Origin of the sequence: Shimia marina (genome assembly GCF_001458175.1) — a bacterium.
Classification (GTDB): Bacteria; Pseudomonadota; Alphaproteobacteria; order Rhodobacterales; family Rhodobacteraceae; genus Shimia; species Shimia marina.
Map to the genome: position 1 here is coordinate 151,520 of NZ_CYPW01000024.1, position 20,400 is coordinate 171,919.

At 58.4% G+C, this 20,400-nt stretch carries 19 protein-coding genes; 13 read left to right on the plus strand and 6 right to left on the minus strand.

Annotated elements, in window-relative coordinates:
- Position 1 precedes the first annotated feature (1 nt).
- The 13 genes from murC (at position 2) to SHM7688_RS11590 (ending at position 14,313) form a co-directional block, all read left to right on the plus strand.
- Complete coding sequence (murC, locus tag SHM7688_RS11530; RefSeq protein ID WP_058240089.1) at positions 2-1,408, plus strand: UDP-N-acetylmuramate--L-alanine ligase; 1,407 nt, start codon at positions 2-4, stop codon at positions 1,406-1,408.
- Positions 1,409-1,496: 88 nt separating this feature from the next.
- Entirely contained in the window at positions 1,497-1,763 is a 267-nt protein-coding gene (locus SHM7688_RS11535; RefSeq protein WP_262975167.1) for a DUF2484 family protein, read from the plus strand.
- On the plus strand, positions 1,760-2,005 hold the full coding sequence (locus SHM7688_RS11540) for a DUF2484 family protein (protein WP_058240090.1): 246 nt from the start codon (positions 1,760-1,762) through the stop codon (positions 2,003-2,005). The genes SHM7688_RS11535 and SHM7688_RS11540 overlap by 4 nt, the downstream gene beginning before the upstream one ends.
- Positions 2,002-2,328, plus strand: coding sequence for a hypothetical protein (locus SHM7688_RS11545; protein ID WP_058240091.1), 327 nt, complete (start codon positions 2,002-2,004; stop codon positions 2,326-2,328). Before SHM7688_RS11540 ends, SHM7688_RS11545 begins: the two co-directional genes overlap by 4 nt.
- Before the next feature lie 69 nt (positions 2,329-2,397).
- Complete coding sequence (gene murB, locus SHM7688_RS11550; RefSeq protein WP_058240092.1) at positions 2,398-3,324, plus strand: UDP-N-acetylmuramate dehydrogenase; 927 nt, start codon at positions 2,398-2,400, stop codon at positions 3,322-3,324.
- A 241-nt stretch (positions 3,325-3,565) separates the two neighbouring features.
- The gene (locus tag SHM7688_RS11555; protein ID WP_083499027.1) at positions 3,566-4,480 is read left to right on the plus strand and encodes a D-alanine--D-alanine ligase; all 915 of its coding nucleotides are present in this window, start codon (positions 3,566-3,568) and stop codon (positions 4,478-4,480) included.
- A complete protein-coding gene (locus SHM7688_RS11560) occupies positions 4,468-5,346 on the plus strand; it encodes a cell division protein FtsQ/DivIB (protein ID WP_058240094.1) in 879 nt (292 codons plus the stop codon). Before SHM7688_RS11555 ends, SHM7688_RS11560 begins: the two co-directional genes overlap by 13 nt.
- Positions 5,343-6,677, plus strand: coding sequence for a cell division protein FtsA (gene ftsA / locus SHM7688_RS11565; RefSeq protein ID WP_188128109.1), 1,335 nt, complete (start codon positions 5,343-5,345; stop codon positions 6,675-6,677). Before SHM7688_RS11560 ends, ftsA begins: the two co-directional genes overlap by 4 nt.
- Before the next feature lie 356 nt (positions 6,678-7,033).
- Positions 7,034-8,692, plus strand: coding sequence for a cell division protein FtsZ (gene ftsZ, locus SHM7688_RS11570; protein WP_058240095.1), 1,659 nt, complete (start codon positions 7,034-7,036; stop codon positions 8,690-8,692).
- 207 nt (positions 8,693-8,899) lie between these two features.
- On the plus strand, positions 8,900-9,823 hold the full coding sequence (lpxC, locus tag SHM7688_RS11575) for a UDP-3-O-acyl-N-acetylglucosamine deacetylase (RefSeq protein ID WP_058240096.1): 924 nt from the start codon (positions 8,900-8,902) through the stop codon (positions 9,821-9,823).
- A 107-nt stretch (positions 9,824-9,930) separates the two neighbouring features.
- Positions 9,931-10,785, plus strand: a complete 855-nt coding sequence (locus SHM7688_RS11580; RefSeq protein WP_058240097.1) for an outer membrane protein assembly factor BamD — start codon at positions 9,931-9,933, stop codon at positions 10,783-10,785.
- Positions 10,786-10,820: 35 nt separating this feature from the next.
- Positions 10,821-12,467 (plus strand): DNA repair protein RecN, encoded by a 1,647-nt coding sequence (gene recN / locus SHM7688_RS11585; RefSeq protein ID WP_058240098.1) that lies wholly within the window; start codon positions 10,821-10,823, stop codon positions 12,465-12,467.
- A 157-nt stretch (positions 12,468-12,624) separates the two neighbouring features.
- The gene (locus tag SHM7688_RS11590) at positions 12,625-14,313 is read left to right on the plus strand and encodes a chloride channel protein (RefSeq protein ID WP_058240099.1); all 1,689 of its coding nucleotides are present in this window, start codon (positions 12,625-12,627) and stop codon (positions 14,311-14,313) included.
- 4 nt (positions 14,314-14,317) lie between these two features.
- Here the strand turns inward: SHM7688_RS11590 and SHM7688_RS11595 are convergent, their stop codons facing one another.
- From SHM7688_RS11595 to SHM7688_RS20055, 6 genes are all read right to left on the minus strand, one after another.
- Positions 14,318-14,980 (minus strand): DUF3299 domain-containing protein, encoded by a 663-nt coding sequence (locus SHM7688_RS11595; RefSeq protein ID WP_058240100.1) that lies wholly within the window; start codon positions 14,978-14,980, stop codon positions 14,318-14,320.
- 35 nt (positions 14,981-15,015) lie between these two features.
- On the minus strand, positions 15,016-16,335 hold the full coding sequence (locus SHM7688_RS11600; protein ID WP_058240101.1) for an ABC transporter permease: 1,320 nt from the start codon (positions 16,333-16,335) through the stop codon (positions 15,016-15,018).
- Complete coding sequence (locus tag SHM7688_RS11605) at positions 16,335-16,976, minus strand: ABC transporter ATP-binding protein (protein ID WP_233486611.1); 642 nt, start codon at positions 16,974-16,976, stop codon at positions 16,335-16,337. Before SHM7688_RS11605 ends, SHM7688_RS11600 begins: the two co-directional genes overlap by 1 nt.
- Positions 16,977-17,089: 113 nt before the next feature.
- Positions 17,090-17,434, minus strand: a complete 345-nt coding sequence (locus tag SHM7688_RS11610; protein ID WP_058240103.1) for a DUF427 domain-containing protein — start codon at positions 17,432-17,434, stop codon at positions 17,090-17,092.
- 108 nt (positions 17,435-17,542) lie between these two features.
- Positions 17,543-19,339: an aminopeptidase P family protein gene (locus SHM7688_RS11615; RefSeq protein WP_058240245.1), complete on the minus strand. Its 1,797-nt coding sequence runs from the start codon at positions 19,337-19,339 to the stop codon at positions 17,543-17,545.
- Between the two features lie 132 nt (positions 19,340-19,471).
- A partial coding sequence (locus SHM7688_RS20055) for a cobaltochelatase CobT-related protein (protein ID WP_442456233.1) occupies positions 19,472-20,400 on the minus strand: 929 nt, incomplete at its 5' end.

Here is a 20,400-nt window from a genome sequence, read left to right on the forward strand (position 1 = left end):
GATGAACGCAGCAACCAAACTTCCCGGCGACGTGGGCGCCATCCACTTTGTCGGGATCGGTGGCATTGGCATGTCCGGCATTGCCGAAGTGCTGGTAAACCATGGCTATGCCGTGCAGGGCTCTGACCTGAAGAGCACCAAGATCACCCAGCGCCTCGCAGATATGGGCGCGACGGTGTTTGAAGGCCAACGCGCTGAAAATCTTGAAAATGCCGAAGTGGTGGTGATTTCCTCTGCCATCAAGCCGGGCAACCCGGAGCTTGATGAGGCCCGGCGTCGCGGTCTGCCAGTGGTGCGCCGCGCCGAAATGCTGGCCGAGTTGATGCGTCTGAAATCCAACATTGCCGTTGCTGGCACCCATGGCAAAACCACCACCACCACGATGGTGGCCGCGCTTCTGGATCATGGGCATTTTGATCCGACCGTGGTGAATGGCGGCATCATTCACGCCTATGGCTCCAACGCCCGTGTGGGCGACGGCGAGTGGATGGTTGTGGAAGCCGATGAAAGTGATGGGACATTCAACCGTCTGCCCGCGACCATTGCGATTGTCACCAATATTGACCCGGAACATATGGAGCATTGGGGCACGGAAGAGGCGCTGCATCAGGGCTTTTATGATTTTGTCTCCAATATTCCGTTTTACGGGCTGGCAGTTTGCTGCACCGATGATCCGGATGTACAGACATTGGTGGGCAAAATCACCGACCGCCGCGTGGTGACCTTTGGCTTTAATGCGCAAGCGGACGTGCGCGCGGTCAATCTGACCTACAAAGTCGGCGTGGCACATTTTGACATTGCGTTGCAGGCCGAGGGCAAGGTGATCGAAGGCTGCACCTTGCCGATGCCGGGCGATCACAATGTGTCCAATGCACTCTCTGCTGTGGCGATTGCGCGCCATCTCGGCATGAAGCTGGAGGAAATCCGCGCGGCGCTGGCCGCTTTTGGTGGGGTGAACCGGCGCTTCACCAAAGTGGGTGAAGTGATGGGCGGCGTGCCTGTGATTGACGACTATGGCCACCATCCGGTGGAAATTGCTGCCGTCTTAAAAGCCGCGCGTCAGGCTTTGGGGGACAGCGGTGGACGTGTGATTGCCGTGCACCAGCCGCACCGGTATTCGCGTCTGCATTCCCTGTTTGAAGACTTCTGTACTTGCTTCAACGAGGCTGATGTCGTGGGCATCGCGGATGTGTTTGCCGCCGGTGAAACCCCGATTGAAGGGGCGAGCCGTGATGACCTGATCAATGGGCTGGTGGCACATGGGCATCGCCACGCTGTGGCGATCACGCAAGAAGAGGATCTTGTGGCCATGGTGAAGGAAACGGCCAAACCCGGTGATATCGTGGTTTGCCTTGGGGCGGGGTCGATCTCTGCCTGGGCCAATGCCTTGCCGGGTCATCTGGGATAAAAGCGCAAGCCTCGCCATCAAGCGGGGCTTTCATTTTGCACCTGCCTGACAATAGACTGCGCATGTCTGAAACAATGAGAATGCCATCGTGAGTGTGTTGCTGATCCTTGCCTGTTTCTGGGTGCTGGCCGCCGCCACAGTGGCGATGCTGCCGATGAAGCGTCAGTTCGTGCCCGGTCTGGGCTTGCTTCTGGCAGCACCGGTTTTGATTGCCGGGGTCTTCTATGAGCATGGGTGGCTGTTTGGTGCGCTGGCTCTTTTGGGCTTTTTGTCTATGTTTCGGCGCCCCTTGCTGCATTTTGCGCGCAAAGCCTTTGCTCGACCACAGGACCCCCAAACGGAGGACAAGGCATGACCCTGTCATTGGCTGCTGCATTTTGCTGGCTTGTGGTGGCTAACCTGCGGGCGATGTTTCCCTCTAAAGACCATCACTGGCGGTTTGCCTATGGGATGATGGGCATTGGCGTGCCGATTCTGATGGGTGTTTTTGTTCAGAATGGGCTGTGGGTGGCGATGATCTGTCTCGCGATGGCGGCGTGGATAATGCGGTGGCCCGTGGTGTATCTCTGGCGCTGGATCAAAGGACGTTTTGTATGATCGCTGACTTTACGCTTGGTTTGAATGCGCTGGTTTGGTTTGCCATTCTGATCATGCCTTTTTACGGGCTGATCACAGGGTTTCGGCACCGTCGTGATCTTTTGCTGCGCGCCTGTTTGATCTTGCTCTGTCTGGTTGTGGCCTTGTTGACCATGGAGGTCACTCTGAGCGTGACAGAGCCTGTCACCGATGGCGCGGAGCATGCGGAGGCACGCGCTGTGCTGGCCAGCTATCGGATCTGGGTGGTGCTTGGCGCGGCGGGCGCTGTTGGTCTGGGCTGGGTGTTGCACCATTTGATCACCTCGCTCCGCAAAGCGCGCTGACCGGCTTGTTTGCCTGAACATGCTTCGCTATCGGTGCGGCGAAGTTGTTTGCGAATACATGAGGATCCCATGTCAGAGATGCCAAGCCCAAGGGGCAAACTTACCGCAGGCAAACCCCTGTCTGGATTGACATGGTTGCGCGTTGGGGGACCAGCGGATTTCCTGTTTCAGCCCGCAGATGTTGAGGATCTTGCCACGTTTTTGCGTGCGCTTCCGGCAGAGGTTGATGTTTTCCCAATGGGGGTTGGATCTAATCTTATCGTGCGCGATGGGGGGCTTCGCGCGGTGGTCCTGCGCATGGGGCGCGGGTTCAATCACATAGAAATTGAAGGCAACCGTGTGCGCGCTGGTGTTGCGGCATTGGATGCGCATGTGGCGCGTAAAGCCACGCAAGCGGGTGTGGATCTGACATTTTTGCGCACGATTCCCGGCGCGATCGGCGGGGCAGTGCGCATGAATGCGGGGTGTTACGGGCGCTATACGGCCGATGTTTTTGTGGAAGCCACTGCGGTCACAAGGGCGGGTGAGATCGTGACCCTCACAGCTGAGGATTTGAACTTTCAGTATCGTCAAACCGATTTGCCTGAAGGTTGGGTGATCGTGGAGGCGGTTTTTGAAGGGCCGAGTGGCGATCCTGACACGCTGGCCGCCCTGATGCAGGCACAGCTTGAAAAACGCGATGCCACACAGCCCACAAAAGAGCGCAGCGCGGGCAGCACATTTCGCAATCCAGCGGGGTTTTCGTCCACAGGTCAGGCAGATGATGTGCATGATTTGAAAGCCTGGAAGGTCATTGATGACGCAGGCATGCGCGGCGCGCGCATCGGTGGCGCGCAGATGAGCGAGATGCATTCCAATTTCCTGATCAATACGGGTGACGCAACTGCCGCAGATCTGGAAAATCTTGGCGAGGAAGTTCGAAAAAGGGTTTTCCAAAACAGCGGAATAGACCTACAGTGGGAAATCATGCGCGTCGGCGAACCGGCGCCGGAATGAGACTCGGCCAAGCATATTTAATCTGCTGTTAACCAAGAGCTGGGATCAACAAAACAATATGGGCGCAAAGCCCAAGACGCGGGCCTAAGGCCTGATTGAGCGCAGGGCACATGTGCCCATCCGAGCAGGCAAATCTTGCCTGATTTCAACAAAGCAGCCGAAGAGGGCTGTGAAAATGAGTCCGAAGGGCTCGCATAAGAACAGGGTCGCAAACGACCCGAGATATTGAGGCACAGTGGGTATGTCAGACAGGACAACCCGGACAGTGGCAGTGGTGATGGGTGGCCCTTCGGCAGAACGGGAAGTGTCACTCTCTACAGGGCGTGAATGCGCGGCTGCCCTTCGGGACGCAGGATTTCAGGTGGTTGAGCTTGATGCGGGCGCAGATTTGGTGGCGCGCCTGCTGGAGAGTGCGCCGGATGTGATTTTCAATGCACTGCACGGTCGTTGGGGCGAAGATGGCTGCGTGCAAGGCATCTTTGAATGGCTTCGCATTCCCTATACCCATTCTGGTGTTCTGGCCTCTGCTCTGGCCATGGACAAACAGCGCGCCAAGAACGTGTTCAAATCCGCTGGTCTTCCCGTGGTGGAAAGCGTGATCGCTGACAAGACAGAGGTGGCCGCACGCCACGTGCTCGTGCCCCCCTATGTAGTGAAACCCAACAACGAAGGCTCCTCGGTCGGAATTTATATTGTCAATGCCGGGGCGAATACCCCACCCCAGCTGGCAGAGACCATGCCGCAGGAGGTGATGGTGGAAACCTACGCCCCGGGTCGGGAGTTGACCACCACTGTGATGGGGGATCGTGCGCTTGGTGTCACGGACATCATCACAGACGGCTGGTATGACTATGAGGCAAAATACGCCGCAGGTGGCTCCCGTCATGAAATTCCCGCGCAGGTGCCGCAAGAGATCTATGACGCCTGCATGGAATACGCCGTGCGCGCGCATAGGGCCCTTGGGTGTCGTGGCGTGTCTCGCACCGATTTCCGTTGGGATGAGGCGCGTGGCCTTGATGGGTTGATCCTGTTGGAAACCAACACTCAGCCGGGCATGACGCCGACATCGCTGTCGCCAGAGCAGGCCGCCCATTGTGGCCTATCCTTTGCGGAGTTCTGCGCATGGATGGTGGAGGATGCCACATGCGATCGCTAGGTGCCGCGCCGCGCGACAATGCGCCGTCCCGCTGGGCTTACCGCTTTGAGCGGTTGATGCTCACGCCGCTGTTTCGGTTCTTTTTGCGCGTGATTGTGCCTTTTGGTGTTGTGGCAACGGCCACAACGATCTGGTTTGCCGATGCGCAGCGGCGCGAAGACCTCAATCTCGCCATCAATGATTTGCGGCGTGGTATTGCTGAACGCCCGGAATTCTCCGTGAGCGCTATGGCGATTGATGGGGCCTCTGAAGGGATCGCAGAGGAAATCAGAGAAATTCTGTCGTTGAGCTTCCCTGTGAGCCAGTTTGATCTCGATCTGGAAGGGCTGCGCGCACAGGTGATTGAGCTGCCTGCGATTGCAAGTGCCTCCTTGCGGGTGCGTCCGGGCGGCATTCTGCAGCTTAACATTTCTGAGCGCACGCCAGTTGCGGTATGGCGCACGCATGAAGGCCTCGCTCTGATTGACCCGGACGGGCACGTCACAGGGCCGGCGTTCTCGCGTCACGCGCATCCTGAGATGCCGCTGATCGCGGGGGAGGGGGCGGATCTGGCCGTTCGGGAAGCCCTACATCTTTTGGCTGCTGCGGAGCCGTTGAAAGCGCGGGTGATTGGCCTTGTGCGTGTCGGGGAGCGGCGCTGGGATGTGGTGCTGGACCGTGGACAGCGGATTTTGTTGCCCGAGCAGGGCGCCGTTGAGGCTTTGGATCGCGTTGTGGCATTGCACAGCGCAGAAGAGCTTCTGGAGCGGGATATTCAGGTGGTGGACATGCGCCTTGCGCGGCGTCCAACCATCCAACTTACTGAAAATGCGGTAGAAGACTGGTGGCGAACCAGCAAGACGACATTGGGGACAACGGGACAATGACAGAGCTGTATCAAAGCCAGCGCGCCATGCGGGCGATGCGCAAAGCGGCCATGCAACGGGGTGTGATTGCGGTGCTTGATGTGGGCACTTCCAAAATCGCCTGTTTGGTGCTGCGCTTTGACGGCACAGACCGTCTGGCCAGCGTTGAAGGCATCGGCTCCATGGCGGGCCAAAGTGGCTTCCGAGTGATCGGGGCCAATACGATCATGTCCCGTGGCGTGAAATTTGGTGAAATTGACACCATGCAGGAAACCGAGCGGGCCATCCGCACGGTGGTGCAGGCGGCTCAGAAAATGGCAAAAATCCGTGTGGATCACGTGATTGCCTGTTTTGCTGGCGCGGAGCCGCGTTCCTACGGTCTGGATGGTCAGATCGAAGTGGATGGTCAGGTGGTTGGCGAGCAGGACGTGGCGCGTGTCTTGGCCGCTTGCGATGTGCCTGACTACGGCTCTGACCGGGAAGTCCTGCATGCGCAACCGGTGAACTTTGCTCTGGATCATCGCTCGGGGCTGGGCGATCCGCGCGGGCAGGTGGGCAATGTTCTGACCACGGACATGCATATGCTGACGGTCGACAAAGTCGCCGTGCAAAACCTTGTACATTGCATCAAGCGCTGTGATCTGGAGCTCGCGGGCATCGCCTCTTCGGCCTATGTGTCTGGACTTTCTGCGCTGGTGGAGGATGAGCAGGAGCTGGGCGCGGCCTGTATCGATATGGGCGGCGGCGCAACCAGCCTGTCGATTTTCATGAAAAAGCACATGATCTTTGCCGATACCGTGCGCATGGGCGGAGATCATGTCACTGGTGACATCTCAATGGGGCTGCAAGTGCCCACGGCCACAGCGGAGCGGATCAAAACCTTCTACGGTGGCGTGATGGCAACCGGCATGGATGACCGTGAGATGATTGAGCTGTCTGGCGACACCGGCGACTGGGAGCACGATCGGCGCACGGTCAGCCGGGCGGAGCTTATTGGCATCATGCGTCCGCGTGTTGAGGAAATTCTTGAGGAAGTGCGCGCGCGCTTGGATGCGGCTGGGTTTGAACATCTCCCAAGTCAACAGATTGTGCTGACAGGTGGTGGCAGTCAGATTCCGGGGCTGGATGGGCTGGCAACAAAAATTCTGGGGCAACAAGTGCGTTTAGGCCGGCCCATGCGGGTTCATGGTTTGCCGCAGGCAGCGACCGGACCGGGCTTCGCCGCAACGGTCGGAATGTGTCTGTTCGCCACGCATCCACAGGATGAATGGTGGGACTTTGACTTGCCCGTGGATCGCTACACCAATCGCACCCTCGGGCGCGCCGTAAAGTGGTTTCGCGAAAATTGGTGAGAAAGCTCTCTAGGCGCGTTTTTCGGGGTGACCTTCTTTACCGGCTCGGTTAAGGTTTTGGTAACCGCGGTTAAAACGTGGACTCATCAGGCCGAGCAGTGGCCTTCGAACAAGAAAATCCCATATCGTGACGCCCTTGGTGTCTCGATTGGCTCTGTAGTGTTGTGCCAAGGGGCGCTTGTCCCGCCAAATGTGGCGGTTTCGGCAAGATGCCGCTAGTTTCTATGTTTTTGCCCTACATTTTGTGGCGAAATGTGCTTTTTGGGATGACGATTCCTGAAAGCCTGTTAATATTGCACATGAGTAGGCAGAAACTCGCCCGCATTGCGGGTTAGAAAAAACAGGCGGACAGTTCTATGACATTGAATCTGACGATGCCCGATGAGGGTGATCTGAAGCCCCGCATCACCGTATTTGGTGTTGGCGGTGCTGGTGGCAACGCGGTCAACAACATGATCGACAAAGAGCTTGAGGGTGTGGAGTTCGTTGTTGCGAACACCGACGCACAAGCTCTGCAGCAGAGTAAATCTGACAGCCGTGTTCAGCTAGGTGTCAAAGTCACTGAAGGTCTGGGGGCTGGCGCGCGCGCAACAGTAGGTGCCGCCGCTGCCGAAGAAAGCATCGAGCAGATTGTGGATCATCTGGCTGGGGCGCATATGTGCTTCATCACAGCGGGTATGGGCGGCGGTACCGGCACCGGTGCTGCGCCAATTATTGCACAGGCCGCGCGCGAACTCGGCGTGCTGACCGTAGGTGTTGTGACCAAGCCATTCCAATTCGAAGGCGCAAAACGTATGCGTCAGGCGGAAGAAGGCGTTGAGATGCTGCAGAAGATGGTCGACACGCTGATCATCATTCCAAACCAGAACCTGTTCCGTCTTGCCAACGAGAAAACCACCTTCACCGAAGCCTTCTCCATGGCGGATGATGTGCTGTATCAAGGTGTCAAAGGTGTGACCGACCTCATGGTGCGTCCGGGCCTGATCAACCTCGACTTCGCAGACGTGCGTGCTGTGATGGATGAGATGGGCAAGGCGATGATGGGCACCGGCGAGGCCGAAGGCGAAGATCGCGCCATTCAGGCGGCTGAGAAAGCCATTGCCAATCCGCTGCTGGATGAGATTTCTCTGCGCGGTGCGAAGGGTGTGCTGATCAACATCACCGGTGGCCACGACCTGACCCTGTTTGAACTGGACGAAGCGGCCAACCGCATTCGTGAAGAGGTGGACGCTGACGCCAACATCATCGTGGGCTCCACCATGGATGACAACCTTGACGGTGCGATGCGCGTGTCCGTTGTGGCGACGGGTATCGATGCCGCGGAAACCACATCTGCGATGCCACTGCCGCGCCGCTCTATGAAGGCCCCTTTGACGCAGGCACCTGTGGAAGAGGCGGCTCCGGCAGCGCCAGTTGCCGCTCCCGCGCCAGTGGCCGAAGAGGTTGCCCAACCCGCGTTGGCCGTGGATGAGCCCTCACTCTTCCCTCAGATGGATGCACAGCGCGCCGCTGCAGAAGAGCAGATGGAAGACATCTTTGAAGAGGTAGCTCCAGCGCCTGCGCCCGCAGCCCCGACCTTTGACGCCGTCTCGGCGGGGGCGGATGTGCCTCCTCCGGCGTATCGTCCGGCACCAACGCAGGCCGCTCAGCCTGAGATGTTTGAAGAAGACGAGCCACAGGATTTTGTTGCGCCCCAGCGCCCTGCGCCCGGCACACCAACGCCGCAGCTGATGCAGCGTTTGCAGGCTGCTGTGGAGAAGGCCCCTGCGGCACCGGCACGCCCTGCAGCCCCAGCGCCTGAACCTAAAGCAGAAGAGCGTCCGCGTTTTGGTATCAACTCGCTGATCAACAAGATGACCGGTCATGCAGCAGAGCAGCCCAATATGCGTGCAGCCCAGCCTGCGCCTGCGCCGCGTCATCAGCCAGCGGTTCAGTCCAATCAACCGGCGACGCAAGCGGATGAAGAGCAGGAACGTATTGAAATCCCAGCTTTTCTGCGCCGTCAGGCAAACTGATTTTTCAATAGATAAATGTGAGGAGGCCACCCTTTTGGGTGGCCTTTTTACGTTTGTTAACCGTGATTTAGGCGGAAATGCGCGGTGTTTTGCCGAACTGTTACAATCATGTTTCAGACCGTTGCAAAGCTTTATTTGAGATGACGGGCTGAACCCACTACCTCAATGATGCGGCCAAGGGTGTGCCGCGTCACCTTGGGGAAACTCGTGCAAGCCACATTAAAGTCATCAGCTCATTTTTCCGGTACTGGTCTTCATTCGGGCGCTCAGGTGCACATGGCTGTGCGACCGGCCTCTGCTGACTATGGTATCTGGTTTAAGCGCACGGATGTTTTGATCGGGGATGCCATGATCCCGGCGCGCTGGGATGTTGTTGAGCAAACTGCGCTCTGCACCCGTATCGTCAATGAGGCGGGCGTTTCGGTCTCCACCATTGAACATCTGATGGCTGCGCTCGCGGGCTGCGGCATTCATAATGCTTTGATCGAAATCGATGCCCCAGAAGTGCCTATTCTGGATGGCAGCGCGGCAGAGTTTGTGCAGGCTTTCTTGAAAGCGGGCATTGTGTCCCAAGCCATGCCCGTGTGGGCCGTTGAAGTTCTCAAGCCCGTGTCCGTTCAGCGTGGCGAAGCCATCGCAGAGCTGCATCCGGCTGCGGAAATGCGGATCGATTTCCACATCGACTTCGTTGATGAGGCCATTGGTCAGCAGACCAAAGAGCTTAACCTTGCCAATGGCAGTTTTGTCCGTGAGCTTTGTGACAGCCGCACGTTCTGCCGTCAGGCGGACGTGGATGCAATGCGTGCCAACGGTCTGGCGCTTGGCGGCAGCCCCGAGGAAAACGCGGTGGTGTTTGATGGCGCAAATGTGAAGGCGGCCGGTGGGCTGCGGCACGCGGATGAACCGGTGCGTCACAAGATGCTGGATGCCATGGGAGACCTCTACCTGGCCGGTGCACCCATGCTGGCGCATTACCGTGGTCATCGGGCCGGGCATTCTCTGACAAATGCTTTGCTGCGCGAGCTTTTTTCGGATCCCTCCAACTGGCGTCTTGTGCAATGCACCCCGCAACAGGCGGCGCGTCTTCCTGGGGCTGGTGTGCACATCGGCGAATTCCCGGCAGTTGCCTAACACCTGTGAGACAATTCCTGCCAAAGGCGTTTTGCCTCGGAAATTTCTGTGCTAACAGCTTGGGAAAGACGCGGGAGTTTCCCGTAGGGAGCAGAAGGTTGAGCACTATGGCAGGCATCGGAGCGCGCACCCGCCTTTTTGGATCGGTTCTGGCGTTGGCATTTGTTATCGCGTGTAGTGACAACGATGTGAGTGATGCCCGCAGCGGCACGCTGGACCTTGAGCAATTCACACCCGAGCAGATTTATGAGCGCGGGGAATTTGAGCTGGCGCGAGATCGTGGCACGGATGCGGCTTTCTTCTTTTCGGAAATTGAACGCCTTTATCCCTATTCGGAATTGTCCAAGCGTGCGCTGATCATGCAGGCGTTTTCCTATCATGCCGACAAGAGCTATCCTGAAAGCCGCGCGGCGGCTCAGCGCTATATTGATTTTTATCCGGCTGACGAAGACGCAGCTTATGCGCAGTATCTTCTGGCGCTGAGCTACTATGATCAGATTGATGAGGTCGGACGCGATCAGGGGCTGACCTTTCAGGCGCTTCAGGAGTTGCGCAAGGTCATCGAAATCTATCCGGAGAGTGAATATGCGCGCTCCGCGATTTTGAAATTCGATCTTGCCTTTGATCATCTTGCCTCCAAAGAAATGGAAATTGGACGGTATTATCTGCGTCGGGATCATTATGCGGCTGCCATCAGCCGATTCCGTGTTGTCGTGGAAGATTTTTCGACCACCACGCACACTGCAGAGGCATTGCACCGCTTGGTCGAAGCCTATCTGTCTTTGGGGCTTGTTTCTGAGGCGCAGACCGCAGCGGCTATTTTGGGGCACAATTTCCAAGCCACGGAATGGTATGAAGACAGCTACAAGCTGCTGCGTGAAAATGGTCTGGAAGCAAAGCCTGAAGGCAGTAGCTGGCTCAGCCAGGTGTACCGTCAGACCGTGCAGGGCCAATGGTTGTAAAGGGGGGCAGGGGGCTCCCTGTCGTGTGACCGAAGATGCTGCGCTCGCTTGATATTCGCGACATGCTTATCATCGACCATCTGGAACTTGCCTTCCAGCCGGGTCTAAACGTGCTGACCGGGGAAACCGGGGCGGGCAAATCTATTCTGCTGGACAGTCTGGGGTTTGTTCTGGGATGGCGTGGGCGCGCAGAGCTTGTGCGGGCCGGAGCAGAGCAGGGCGAAGTGATTGCCGAGTTCGATCTGCCAGAAGGCCATGCGGCGCACGCCATTTTGGAAGATGCGGGCCTGCCGGGGGGCGAGGAATTGATCTTGCGGCGTGTCAATCGCACCGACGGGCGCAAGACCGCATGGGTGAATGACCGCCGTGTGTCTGGCGAAGTATTGCGCCGCCTGTCGGAAACGTTGGTGGAATTGCACGGGCAACATGATGATCGCGGTCTGCTCAATCCCAAGGGGCACCGTGATCTGCTCGATATTTTTGCAGAGACCGCGGAGTTGCGCCGCAACACCCGGTCAAGCTGGGCAGCCGTCACAAGTGCGCGTAAGGCATTGGCTGCGGCAGAGGCTGCGCTGGCCGAAGCCAAGGACGAAGAAGAGTTCTTGCGGCACGCGGTGACAGAGCTCGATAAACTTGATCCGCAACCCAATGAAGAGGCAGACCTCGACACCCGGCGCCGCCTGATGCAGGGGGCGGAAAAAGTGCGCGAAGACGTAAGCCGCGCCCATGCGACCCTTGGCAATGGGGGCGCTGAGAGTGCCATGGGGGATGCTTTGCGCTGGTTGGATGGTGCGGCAGGTGAGACGGGCGGCGCGCTTGAAGCCCCGGTTGCGGCGCTGGAGCGGGCGCTTAATGAGCTTAGCGATGCCGTGGATGGGATTGAACGCTGTCTTGATGCCCTGCAGTTCAATCCACATGAACTGGAAGAAATCGAAGAGCGGCTCTTTGCCATTCGGGGTTTGGCGCGCAAACATGGGGTGATCCCGGACGAGCTTGGCCAATTTGCCAATGATCTACGAACCCGCCTCACCGCATTGGACGCGGGGGAGGGCAATATTGCCGAGTTGAAGGCCGCACTGAAGTCCGCCGAAGCCGAGTATGATCTGGCGGCCTCCGCCCTGACAAAGCTGCGCGCCAGCGCGGCGCAAGCGCTTGATGCCGCTGTCATGGCAGAACTCGCACCACTCAAAATGGAGCGCGCAGTGTTTCAGACACGGCTCAGCGCCGGGGAGCCAGGACCTGAGGGACGGGACGCTGTTGAATTTGTTGTGGCCACCAACCCGGGTGCTCCTGCCGGGCCTTTGGCCAAGATTGCCTCAGGCGGGGAACTGAGCCGTTTCCTTCTGGCTCTGAAAGTCTGTCTGACCAGTGATATCAGCGGTATGACCCTGATCTTTGATGAAATCGATCGCGGCGTGGGCGGGGCAACCGCCGATGCGGTGGGGCGTCGGTTGAAAGTTCTTGCCGAGGGCGGTCAGGTGCTTGTGGTGACGCATTCGCCACAGGTGGCGGCTTTGGGCGCGCATCATTGGCGCGTGGAGAAATCCGTGAAAAACGACCAGACCCTGAGCCGGGTTGTGCCTCTGGATCAGAAAGAGCGCGTCGATGAGGTGGCTCGGATGATTTCCGGTGACACCATCACAAAAGAAGCGCGCGCCGCCGCCAAGTCGCTTTTGACCTGATCGTCATCTGCACTTCTGGGCGCGAGGCGTGCTGTCTTGCACACGCTGCGCCACTTTGCTGTGAAACGCTCTGCTTACGCCTTTGCGCTACACCTAAAAACGGACTAGATCGAAGAAGATCACCCTTTGGTGCCCCACCCGGAGAAAATACACTCTCATGGCGAAGTCGGTTGGCTCATTTTTGGCGGAAAGCGCGCAAGACGCGGCCAACACCTGCCGAGGTGGCTGGAAGGTGCTGCTCAACAAAGGCCCCAGCCAGTTTCAGTTTTGGATCATTGCCCTGTGCATCGGGATTGCGGCGGGATTTGCGGCCCTGCTGTTTCGCAAGGGGATCCATTTTCTGCAATCCACGCTCTACGGCGCCGAAGACATCAATATGCTGCACAGCTTTGCCAACACGCTGCCTTGGTATTGGCTTTTGGTGATCCCGGCCGTTGGCGGTTTGCTCGTGGGCCTCATTCTGAACCGATTTACGCCGGATGGGCGCGTGCGTTCCGTCGCGGATGTGATTGAGGGGGCCGCGCTCTATGACGGGCGGGTGGAACGGAAAGCCGGGATCGCCTCTGCTTTTGCCTCTCTGATCACGCTCAGCTCTGGGGGCTCGACCGGGCGTGAGGGTCCTGTTGTGCATATGGCTGGCGTGATTGCCAGCTGGGTCAGTGACAAGATCCGCGCAGACGGCATCACCGGGCGCGATCTTCTGGGCTGTGCTGTGGCGGCGGCGGTGTCTGCCTCGTTTAATGCACCGATCGCGGGCGCGCTTTTTGCGCTTGAAGTGGTGCTGCGCCACTTTGCGGTCCATGCCTTTGCGCCCATTGTGATCGCCTCTGTGGCGGGAACCGTGATCAACCGGCTTGAGTTTGGAGATGTCACGGAATTCACCTTAAACACCGGCACAGCGCTGCAGTTTTATCATGAGCTTCCGGCCTTCCTGATCCTTGGTGGCCTCTGTGGCATGGTCGCTGTCGCGCTGATGTGGACGATCTTCTGGGCCGAGGATATGGCCAACCACTTGCAGGAAGATCTGCGCATCCCACGCTGGCTGCGCCCGGCAATCTCAGGGCTGCTGCTTGGCGCAATGGCGATCTGGTTCCCGCATATTATTGGTGTGGGGTATGAAACCACCTCCGCCGCACTCACAGGAAATCTGCTGCTCCATGAGGCGATGGTGTTTGCGGTTCTGAAGGTGATTGCCGTGTCAGTCACGATGGCCGGGCGCATGGGCGGCGGCGTGTTCTCTCCCGCGCTCATGGTCGGGGCTCTGACAGGGCTTGCCTTTGGCATGATCGCGACGGCCATTTTTCCAAATGTCTCAGGAACCACCACGCTCTATGCGCTTGCGGGGCTGGGGGCCGTTGCGGCGGCGGTTCTGGGCGCGCCAATCTCCACCACTTTGATCGTGTTTGAGATGACAGGAGACTGGCAAACCGGTCTCGCCGTGATGGTGGCCGTGTCGATTTCCACTGCGCTCAGTTCGCGCCTTGTGGATGGATCGTTCTTCCTGACGCAGCTGGAGCGCCGCAATGTGCATATTGCAGCGGGCCCGCAGGCCTACCTTTTGGCCATGTTTAATGTGACAAAGATCATGCGCCGTCCCGATCACCCCCGCGCTGCACAGGAAGACCTGTGTTGGGAGATGATCTCAGAAGGGCAGTATCTGGATCGCAATGCCACATTGGAAGGCGCGATGCCTCTGTTTGAGACCTTAAATGCGGCCTATCTGCCTGTGGTACGGCTTGGTAACGAGGGAGAGCCCCCCGTCCTGCTTGGGGCGGTCTTTCATGTGGATGCGCTGCGTGCCTATAACAAGGCGCTGGCGGAGACGGCCGCAGAGGAACATTCCTGAGCGGTTAATATTCGTAAAGCTCTACAGTCTCTGCCTTCATCTGGTAGGTCACATCAACCTCCGTGTCGCCATCCACCATAAAGAGCGATTGGCGCACGAGCTCCTCTTCAAGGGCCCCCGTGATCCAGATCGGCGTATAAAAGCCTTCTGCGGGAAAGCCATCTGGATAGCTGACACGGACGATCTGATTGGCCGGTGGGGGGGGCGTGTGAATACAGGCCCCCACGGTGGGCACCAGCAGGAACTCCACCGCCTTCTCCCCCTCCATTTCCAGTGGCAACAGGTAGCCGGGCAGGCGGATACTCTCGCCAATGATCTCAGGATTTGAGGCAGTGGATTCCGCCTGTAGCTGCGCCATAATCCGCAACCGTTCAGCAAATAGGAAATCCGCATCAATGCCTTCTGCGGTGAATTCCCCACGCATAACCTTGGCCTGTGTGGCGGCCTCTGTGTCGCCATCTTCCGTTGCGAGCATGTCCAGCCGCAACAATTGCGCCAGCCGGTCCATTTGCGCATTTGAGAGCGTTTCAAACGGATTTTCAATGGGTGTCGTGGGCCCAGACAGCTCGTCCCAGCCGATATTGCGCGTTTGCGCCAAGGCGGCTGTGCCGATCACCACAAGGCTCAAAACTCCGGCTGCGGGCATCAGAAACGAGGTCATTTGCATCCTAAAACTCATCTGTTGTTTCCGCATCAATGCTGTCAGAGCCGTGTGGTCAAACCATCCGCCAGCGTCATGCGGTACATGCGCCACGCTGGCAGAAGGCTGGCCAGCATGCCAAAACAAAATATCGCGATGAGCCGCTTTAAGTCGCCTTGTGCGAAAAAGTCCATCTGCATTCTAAAGCCGAACTGATCAAACACGATGGGATTGGCTGCCAATGTGGATGCCCACAAAAGGCACAGCCCCAAGACCAGCGCCAAGAGCGTCAGCAAAGCCGCCTCCAGCACGATCAGGCCGAACACATGCAGAGGCGTTGCCCCGACGGATCGCAAAATGGCAAATTCACGTCGCCGAGTTTCCAATGCGGCAGACAGCATCACGACCATGCCAATCATCCCCGCCAGCGCCACGGCTGCGGCCATCACGCGCAGGGCCTGCTCGGCGGTGCCGGTGATCGACCAAAGCTGCAAGAGCGCCACATTGGGCATAACCGCACTCAAGGCTTCTGTCTCGTAGGTTGCCAGATGACGCTGCACGGCCAAGACCGCGCTTCGATTTTGAAGCCCCACATAGACGCCGTTGAGTTGCTGAGGGACAAATGTAGGGGCTTCCTCATCGCCAGAGGCTTGCGCCGGAGTGTCTTGCCACTGCAACGTGGCTGCGGACGCTTCCCCCGCCGGTTTGTCCGTGCCCAAACGGGCCAACGGATCCGCCAGAAGAGGCGCGCGCGGGGCATGCAGGGCCTCAAAGCCTTCCAGCGACACAAACACCATGCGATCCACAGCTGTGCCTGTGGGGGCCAAAACGCCTGCAACGGTGAAGGGCGCGTCGTCATGCATGTCAAAGGCCACGGCCCCCACGCCATGGGCGTTCACGATTTTTGTGCCGACCTCATAGCCAAAACGTTTTTGCAGTTCCGCGCCAATGACAGCCTCATCTGGATCTGCAAAGGCGGCACCGCTGGCAAAGGTGAGCGGCTGTTTGTTGCTGTGTCGAAAATGCACAAAATAGCTTGCTTCGGTGCCGATCACAGGGTGGCCCCGGTGGTTGTCGCCCATCATCAGGGGAACGGCCCAGGCAACAGCTGGCAAACTGCGCAGCTCCTGCAGGCTGTGCCAGCTCATCCCGGATCCGGTGGAGCCCACTCCAAAGACCGTTGCCATCAGGATCTGAACGTCATTGCCCCTCGGTGCGACAATCAGATCGACGCCGGAAGCCGCATTGGCAAAGGACTGACGGGCACTGTCGCGCAGGCGTTCCACGCCGAGCATCAAGGCCACACTCAAAGCCAAGGCGCAGAGTGTCAGCGCGGCGATAAACCGGCGGTTCCACAGGCTTTGATAGGCAATCTTCAGCATCACTCCGCCTCGCGCTGAGGAAATTTGTTGATGTCAGACAGCTGTACAACGCGATCAAAATGCGGGGCCAGCGTTGTGTCATGGCTCACCATCAACAGGCTTGCGCCTGTTTTGGCAACCTGTGCCATCATGACATCGAGGAAGCTGTGTTTTGCAAGCTCGTCCAAAGCGCTGGTTGGTTCATCCGCCAAGATAAGTTCGGGCGCACCCATGAGCGCCCGTGCCACCGCAACACGCTGTTGTTGTCCGACGCTCAACTGGGCGCTTGAACACCTCTGCCAAAGCGGCTCTGGCAGCCCCAGTGCAGCCATCAGCCCCTGTGCAACCTGCTCTGCTGGTTTGTTGAGTTGCGCCTTGCGACGTTTTGAGAATTTGAGCGGCAGGCAGACATTTTCCTCTGCTGTCATCCATGGGATCAGATTGAACCCCTGAAAAATCATCCCGATGTGGTTTGCGCGAAATCTATCGCGGGCCTGTGGCGTGAGTGCGCCCATGTCCTGGCCCACAACCTTTACCGTGGACTTTGGCAGATCGACCACGCCTGAAATCGCGGACAGCAGGCTTGATTTGCCACTGCCACTTGGGCCTTGCAACAGGACGCGTTCGCCCGCCTCCAAAGAAAACACATCAATGTTGAGCACGGGCCGTGCTTGACCAGGCCATGCAAATGACAGGTTTTCAATGGAAACGCGCATCATACCAGAAACCGATACCTAGGAAGGAGCAAGGCCCCGCCAAGTCGAAGCCTGCGCAATTAGACGCGTTCAACGGTCACCAGATCAGAGGTGTGAAACGCCAGATGGTCCTTGATGCGCGCCACATCTGCGATGGGGTCTTCATAGCTCCAGGCAGAATCTTTGATGGTCTGGCTCTTGGTGACAATCGAAAAATAGGACGCATCCCCTTTGAGAGGGCAGTGGGTGCGCTTGTCGCTGTCATCAAGGAAAGCCGTGGCAATATCGCTGCGCGGAAAATAGATCACAGGGGCCATATCGCCCTCACTCAGTTCCAGAGCATTTGTGCTTTCGCCGAGAATCGCGCCGCCTGCGCGGACAACCCAATTGCCTTCAGCCTTGCGAATGGTGATTTTACTGCTCATTTTTGGTCCCCTTACCGTTGTGCGGCGTTGATATCCGCAGAGCGTGACACAAAAATGTCACCCGCTGCGGTGCACTTTGCGGCATCTTGTCCCGACGCGCCGTCATATCTAGAGGGCTGCGGTGGCTGCATCCAACCATAGTTTGTCTTCTGGCGCGAGTCGCTGCGACAAAACCTGACGACACGTCGCATGATAAGCGTTCAGCCAATCCCGCTCGTCTGGGCTCAACATGTCCACAACGATCATTTCACGCGCAATCGGAGCATATGTCAAAGTGCGGAACTGAAGCATGGCACGATGATCGTCGCCACCGGGCAAATCGGGGGCTTCTTCCACCACAATCAGGTTCTCCAGCCGAATCCCAAATGCGCCGGGGCGATAATATCCGGGCTCATTTGACAGGATCATGCCGGGCTCCAGCGGGGTGTCGCTGATCCGCGCAAGCCGCTGCGGGCCTTCATGCACACAGAGATAGGCCCCCACACCATGCCCCAGACCATGATCAAAATCCTGCCCGGCCATCCACAGAGGCAAGCGACCAATCGCTTCGATATGGCATCCAGCCACACCTTTGGGGAAGCGCATACGGGTCACGGCAATCATGCCCTGCAACACGCGGGTGAAGGCAACTTTGGCCTCGTCGCTCACATCACCCACAGACAAGGTGCGGGTGATGTCGGTTGTGCCATCGGCATATTGGCCACCACTGTCGAGCACCATGAGATCGCCCTCGGCCAGTGGACGATTGGTTTCTTCGGTCACGCGGTAGTGCATGATCGCCCCATTGGGGCCAGTGCCAGCGATGGTTTCAAAGCTGATGTCCAGCAGCGCATTGGTGGCGCGGCGGCATTCTTCCAGCTTTTTGACCACATCAATTTCGGTCAGGGCTGTTTTGTCCTGTGTCTCAAACCAGCTCAGAAAGCTTGTGACCGCGGCGCCATCTCGCAGATGGGCTTCGGCCATGCCGGCAATTTCAGCGGCATTCTTGCGCGCCTTGGGCATCACACAGGGGTCTTGCCCGTAAGACATCTGCGCATCACTTTTCGCAACGGCGGCCTGAACGGCGATCGGCGCGCTGGCTTTGTCCAGACGCACAACCCCGTCAAGCTGCGCGAGGTGGGAAATAAAGGCATCGGGGCTGTGTACGCGCACCGCGCCACCCAGATGTTCTTTCACCGCCTCCAGTTTGCTCTCGGCCATGAAAAGATCGACCGAAGCGTCGGCATTCAGAATGGCAAAGCCATGTGCCAGCGGATTGCGGGGAATGTCCGCGCCACGAATGTTGAGCAGCCATGCAATGCTGTCAGGCAGGGTAATCACTGCGCCCGTCTCGCCTTTGGCATGCAAATCAGCGGCCAGACGCGCCCGCTTGTCCCCATGTGCTTCACCCGCGACAGAGGTCGGATGGGCCTTGACCGGGGCCATTGGAGGGGCGGGCTGATCTTCCCAGATGGCATCCACGGGGTTGGCCATTGGAATAAATTCAATGCCGGTGCCGACAACAGCCTGCTGCAGGGCTTCAAGCTGTCCAATGGTGTAGAGCCAAGGGTCAAAGCCCACAGTGCCCGCACCAAGGTGTTTAACGATCCATGGGCCCGGCAAGACATCCGGCCAATCCACGGGGGTATAGCAGTCCGCAACCTGCTCTTTCACCTGTGTGCGATAGCGCCCGTCAACAAAGACGCCGGCCTTGTCTTGTAGTACCACACAGAAGCCCGCAGAGCCGGTGAAGCCCGTGAGCCAGGCCAGCCTGTCGTCACGTGGCGCAACATATTCTCCTTGATGGGCATCCGCGCGGGGCACCAGAAAACCATCAACCCCCGCTTCGCTCAGCTTGCTACGCAGGGCTTTCAGTCGCGCAGGCCCCTGTTCGGGGCGGGCGGTGACTTCAAAATCCTGAAACATCATAAATCTCCTCAAACGGGGAAAATATAGGGTCAAAGCGGGTGCGCCACTGAGCATGACAGGCCCGAAGTGATGATAACTCGGGTGTAGGTCGCACAGGCAAGAGGGGCTGGCCCCTCTCGCCGGTCAATGTCAGCCTGCCTTGCGCATGCCCATGACGCGCGCGCGTGCCCGCGGGTCGCTGTCAAACAGGGCCGCAAGCTGTTCGGTCATGGCGCCGGCCAATTGTTCCACATCCGTGATTGTGACCGCGCGGTCGTAGTAGCGTGTCACATCATGGCCAATACCGATGGCGAGCAGTTCCACCATCTTGCGCTTTTCCACCATGGCAATCACATCCCGCAGGTGCTTTTCCAGATAGTTGGCGGGGTTCACGGAAAGCGTGCTGTCATCCACCGGCGCGCCATCGGAAATCACCATCAGGATCTTGCGCTGTTCGGGCCGCATCATCATGCGGCGGTGCGCCCATTCCAGCGCCTCACCGTCGATGTTTTCTTTCAGAAGCCCTTCTTTCATCATCAGGCCAAGATTTGGCCGCACACGCCGCCAAGGGGCATCCGCCTGTTTGTAGATGATATGGCGCAGATCATTCAGACGTCCTGGCTGTTGCGGACGCCCGTCATTGAGCCATTTCTCGCGTGCAAGACCGCCTTTCCAGGCGCGTGTTGTAAAACCGAGGATTTCCACCTTCACGTTGCAGCGTTCCAGCGTGCGGGCCAGAACGTCGGCACAGATGGCCGCGATCGAAATCGGACGGCCACGCATGGAGCCTGAGTTGTCCAGCAGCAGGGTCACCACTGTGTCGCGGAATTCTGTGTCGTGTTCCATCTTGAAGCTTAATGGCGTGGTGGGGTTGGCCACCACCCGCGCCAGACGACCCGCATCCAGCGTGCCTTCCTCAAGATCAAACTCCCAACTGCGGTTCTGCTGGGCCTGAAGACGGCGTTGCAGGCGGTTGGCCAGACGGCTCACGGCCCCTTTCAGCGGTTCCAGTTGCTGGTCCAGATAGGCGCGCAGCCGTTCCAGCTCTACAGGTTCTGCCAGATCTTCAGCGGCAATTT